This window comes from Planktotalea sp., from assembly GCF_039984035.1.
Classification (GTDB): domain Bacteria; phylum Pseudomonadota; class Alphaproteobacteria; order Rhodobacterales; family Rhodobacteraceae; genus Planktotalea.
Genome location: NZ_JBDWVM010000017.1, coordinates 1 through 3,717, shown reverse-complemented (window position 1 = coordinate 3,717; position 3,717 = coordinate 1). Strand labels below are relative to the sequence as shown.

The window sequence follows — 3,717 nt, the reverse complement described above, 5'->3', positions numbered from 1 at the left end:
GAGACTTGCGCCTGCGAGCTATCTTGCTGCTCTTCCTGAGATTGCTCAGGGGAGGCGTCATCCATGTCTTGGGAATCGTCATCCTGACCAGAGCTATCCGGCTCCTGATCATCCTCACCGTTGTCTTCAGCGTCGTTTTCGGCCTCATCATCTAGCTCATCCGGGTCATCGCCGAGCTGGTCACCATAACCAAGGTCTTGGATGATCTGGCGTGAGAGTTTCGCGAATGCGGCTTGATCATCCAGCAGGTCATCGATGCTGTCGAGCGTGCCACTGGCTTGCTCTTCAATGAAGCCTTTCCAGAGGTTCATCACATTTTGCGCACCAGAGGGCAGATCGCGGCCTGTTGCGAGGTGACGCACGAGATATCCCGCAGCGGTCGCCAAAGGCGCATCTGCCGCTTCGCGGATTTGATCGTAGCCCTTGCGCAGGGCCTCATTGCCGATCTTGGCGTCAATGTTGCCAGCGGTTCCCGGCATATCGCGCGCGCCCATGGCTTCGCAGCGCGCGGTCTCCATCGCTTCATAGAGCTCACGAGCGGTTTCGCCGCGTGGGACATAGCGCGAATGGGTGCTGTCATCGTGGAATTTGCGGTGCATCGCCAAAGCGTCGGCGGTGCCGCGCGCGATCAAGACTTCCTCACGGGTCATACGGCGGGAGACCTGCGGCAAGCGCATGGAATCGCCGGACATGCCAGAGGGGTCGACCGTATAGGTGATCGACAACTCAGGATCATTCGCCATGACTTTGGTGGCTTCCGCGAGGGCCTTTTTAAAAGGATCTGCCGGATTGTCAGATTGATTTGCCATTACTGTCCACCTACCGCGTGATCGTTCAAATTTGCTTTACCTGTCGCAAGATCGACAAGCAGATCAACATGCACATCAAGTGCGTCGATCACTCTATGTTCTGTTGTTTGCCCGTAAAAGGCGAGGCCCAGATCAGTTCCCGCGAGAACCACGGCATCTGCGCCTTTGTCATTTACCAGCTTGCGACCTTCTTCGAGGAAGAAATCGCGTGTTTCGTCTGTGCAGTGCCCGCTGAGCGCCATGTCCAGATATGACGCGCCAGCTGCCTCTAGATCATCTGGGGCCACCGTCGCAGTTTTGGCCAGTTGACCATAAAGCGCCGTGCGCATCACCACTTCGGTTCCCAAAAGGCCAACTGTCTTTAGTCCCTCTTTTGCGAAATACGCATCGAGCGGGGTGACGGCGCTGACCAAGGGCAATCCTGAGAGTGGCACGGTTTCATCGAAACAAAAATGCCCGCCCAAAGATGTGAGAACCGCGCAATCTGCCCCTGCATTTTTCAGACGATTGATCAGATCGGCGTAAACGTCTGCCTGCGCTGCGCGATCGTCTGCAAGGTTGTTCTTGACCAGCGTATTTGCGTCCGCGTTGACAATCGTCAGATCAAGAGGCTGACCAAGCGCGCGCATGGCGCTTGTAAGCCTTTGATAGTAAACGACTGTCGATGCAGGCCCGATGCCGCCGATCAATCCCAGATGCATGTGGCCACCCTAAGGTTGGCTAGGCGATTGTCAGGCTCGCCGCGCTTTCTGGCAGTTCTTCGTCAAAGCAACGTTGATAGAACTCAGCAACCGTTTGGCGCTCAAGTTCGTCACATTTGTTGAGGAAGGACAGGCGGAATGCGTAACCTACATCGCGGAAGATCTCTGCGTTTTGTGCCCATGCGATCACTGTACGCGGGGACATAACGGTAGAAAGATCACCGTTCATGAAGGCCGTGCGCGTGAGGTCTGCAACTTTGACCATCTGCTTGACGGTCTTGCGGCCATTCTCGTTGTTGTAGTGCGGGTTCTTGGACAGAACGATCTGGCTTTCCGCTTCAACGCTGAGGTAGTTGAGCGTCGCGACCAAGGACCAACGGTCCATCTGACCTTGGTTGATCTGTTGGGTGCCGTGATAGAGACCCGTCGTGTCACCCAAGCCAACCGTGTTCGCGGTTGCGAAAATACGGAAGTAGGGGTGCGGGTTGATCACTTGGTTCTGATCGAGCAGAGTCAGTTTGCCGTCGACTTCCAGAACACGTTGGATCACGAACATAACGTCTGCGCGGCCGGCGTCATATTCATCGAATACGATCGCTGTCGGGTTGCGCAGGGCCCAAGGCAAGATGCCTTCTTGGAAATCAGTAACCTGTTTGCCGTCTTTCAGTTTGATCGCATCTTTACCGATCAAATCGATACGGGAGATGTGGCTGTCGAGGTTAACGCGAACCGCAGGCCAGTTCAGGCGCGATGCGACTTGCTCGATATGCGTGGATTTACCCGTGCCGTGGTAACCTTGAACCATGACGCGGCGGTTGTGCGAGAAACCCGCAAGGATGGCCATCGTTGTGTCAGGATCAAATTTATATGTGCTGTCGAGTTCTGGAACGCGATCTGTACGATCTGCAAATCCTTTGACAACCATGTCTGTGTCCAGACCAAAGACCTCGCGGACCGAGATGTCTTCTGTTGGTTTAGTATCGATGTCGAGCATCCCGTCGGCCATGGTGTCGTCCTTGTCTTGCGCTTAATGAGCGTTCGCCTCTTCAAAGCATGTGGTGCAACATATCTAACCCAAGGACAAGGGGAAGGGCGCCGCAAAAATCACTGCCTCTAAAGTTGAATGGCTTATTTGCTTAAGACGTTGCGTGACTTAGCCTAAGCTGTGGTTGATAGGACAATTTGTCAGAGGTGATATCGCATTTTTTGATAGCCCATAGCGCGGGTGATCTCTGGTCGAAAAAGGCAGGTGTCTTGTGCATCCAAATCGTTACTGTTCAAATGAAATATCAAGAGTTTCTAAAGCTTGAGGAGCGCACTGAAGTGACGGACGAGGATGGAATAGGCGCGCACGGCTCGCACGAGCAGAGCGACTTGGCGCGTCAATTTGTGCTCGGGGTGCTTGAGGGGCAGGAGTTAAGGGATTTTAAGAAATTACTAAAGTCTGATCCCAAAGCGCAGGCAGATGTCGCGCATTGGCGTGAACAATTCACGGCGCTTGGCATGGATATCGACACACCCGAAGCAACGGCGACGGTGCTAGGGCATCTCAAACGCGAGCTTTGGAGCGAGAATCGCTTGCCATGGCGGCGGCGCATGCGGATTTGGGAATTTGCCCTTGGCGGGATTGGCGCGGCTTTGCTGGCCTATTGGGTGGCCAGCAGTTCCGAGCAACAGGCACAGATACCAGATGTTTTACGCGCAGAGATGAGTGTCGCTGACACGGAGTATCACTTGCGCGTGGCTTTGATCGCGGGCACGAATTTACTTCGTTTTGAACAGACAGGTGCACCGTTGAAAGAGGGGCGCGTGCACGCGCTTTGGTTGATGTCGTCGGCGGAGATTTTTGAAACGCTCGGCGTTTTGCCGGCGGCCCCTGTGGGCGCGATCAAGCTCAGCGCGGCGCAGCTTGAGTGGATCGAGAGTGGGGCGCGTTTGGCCCTGTCGCGCGAAGCCATTGGCGGCGCGCAATCATCGCGCCCAAGCGATCCCATAATGGCAATCGCCGTATTTGATGCCGCCGCGCGCGAGTAGTTTCTAGATCACCTCATCCGTGCGATCATCGCTTTCGCCGTATCGTTTCATGACGGCCGGTTTGGTACCCTCGTAAAGACGCTCGATATTACCGGCAATCTTGGCGTTTTCCCGTTCAAACAGGCAATCACCGTTCATTATCGCAAACGCAAGTGTACTGAAAAGCATGAAAA

The 3,717-nt window shown here is 54.8% G+C and carries 3 protein-coding genes and 1 pseudogene; 1 reads left to right on the top strand and 3 read right to left on the bottom strand.

Annotated elements, in window-relative coordinates; all coding sequences use genetic code 11:
- The 3 genes and pseudogenes from ABJQ89_RS00865 to cobS form a co-directional block, all read right to left on the bottom strand.
- Positions 1-809, bottom strand: a pseudogene (locus ABJQ89_RS00865) (cobaltochelatase subunit CobT); the annotation flags it as partial.
- Positions 809-1,510: an aspartate/glutamate racemase family protein gene (locus tag ABJQ89_RS00860; protein WP_348494391.1), complete on the bottom strand. Its 702-nt coding sequence runs from the start codon at positions 1,508-1,510 to the stop codon at positions 809-811. The gene ABJQ89_RS00860 and the pseudogene ABJQ89_RS00865, both read right to left, overlap by 1 nt.
- 19 nt (positions 1,511-1,529) lie before the next feature.
- Positions 1,530-2,516, bottom strand: a complete 987-nt coding sequence (cobS, locus tag ABJQ89_RS00855) for a cobaltochelatase subunit CobS (RefSeq protein ID WP_348494390.1) — start codon at positions 2,514-2,516, stop codon at positions 1,530-1,532.
- 248 nt (positions 2,517-2,764) lie between these two features.
- Between cobS and ABJQ89_RS00850 the strand changes: the two genes are divergently transcribed.
- Positions 2,765-3,544 (top strand): anti-sigma factor, encoded by a 780-nt coding sequence (locus tag ABJQ89_RS00850; protein WP_348494389.1) that lies wholly within the window; start codon positions 2,765-2,767, stop codon positions 3,542-3,544.
- Positions 3,545-3,717: the final 173 nt, after the last annotated feature.

Excerpts from the sequence above, each read along its gene's own strand:
- cobS (WP_348494390.1), bottom strand. The coding sequence starts at position 2,516 with ATGGCCGACGGGATGCTCGACATCGATACTAAACCAACAGAAGACATC.
- ABJQ89_RS00860 (WP_348494391.1), bottom strand. The coding sequence starts at position 1,510 with ATGCATCTGGGATTGATCGGCGGCATCGGGCCTGCATCGACAGTCGTT.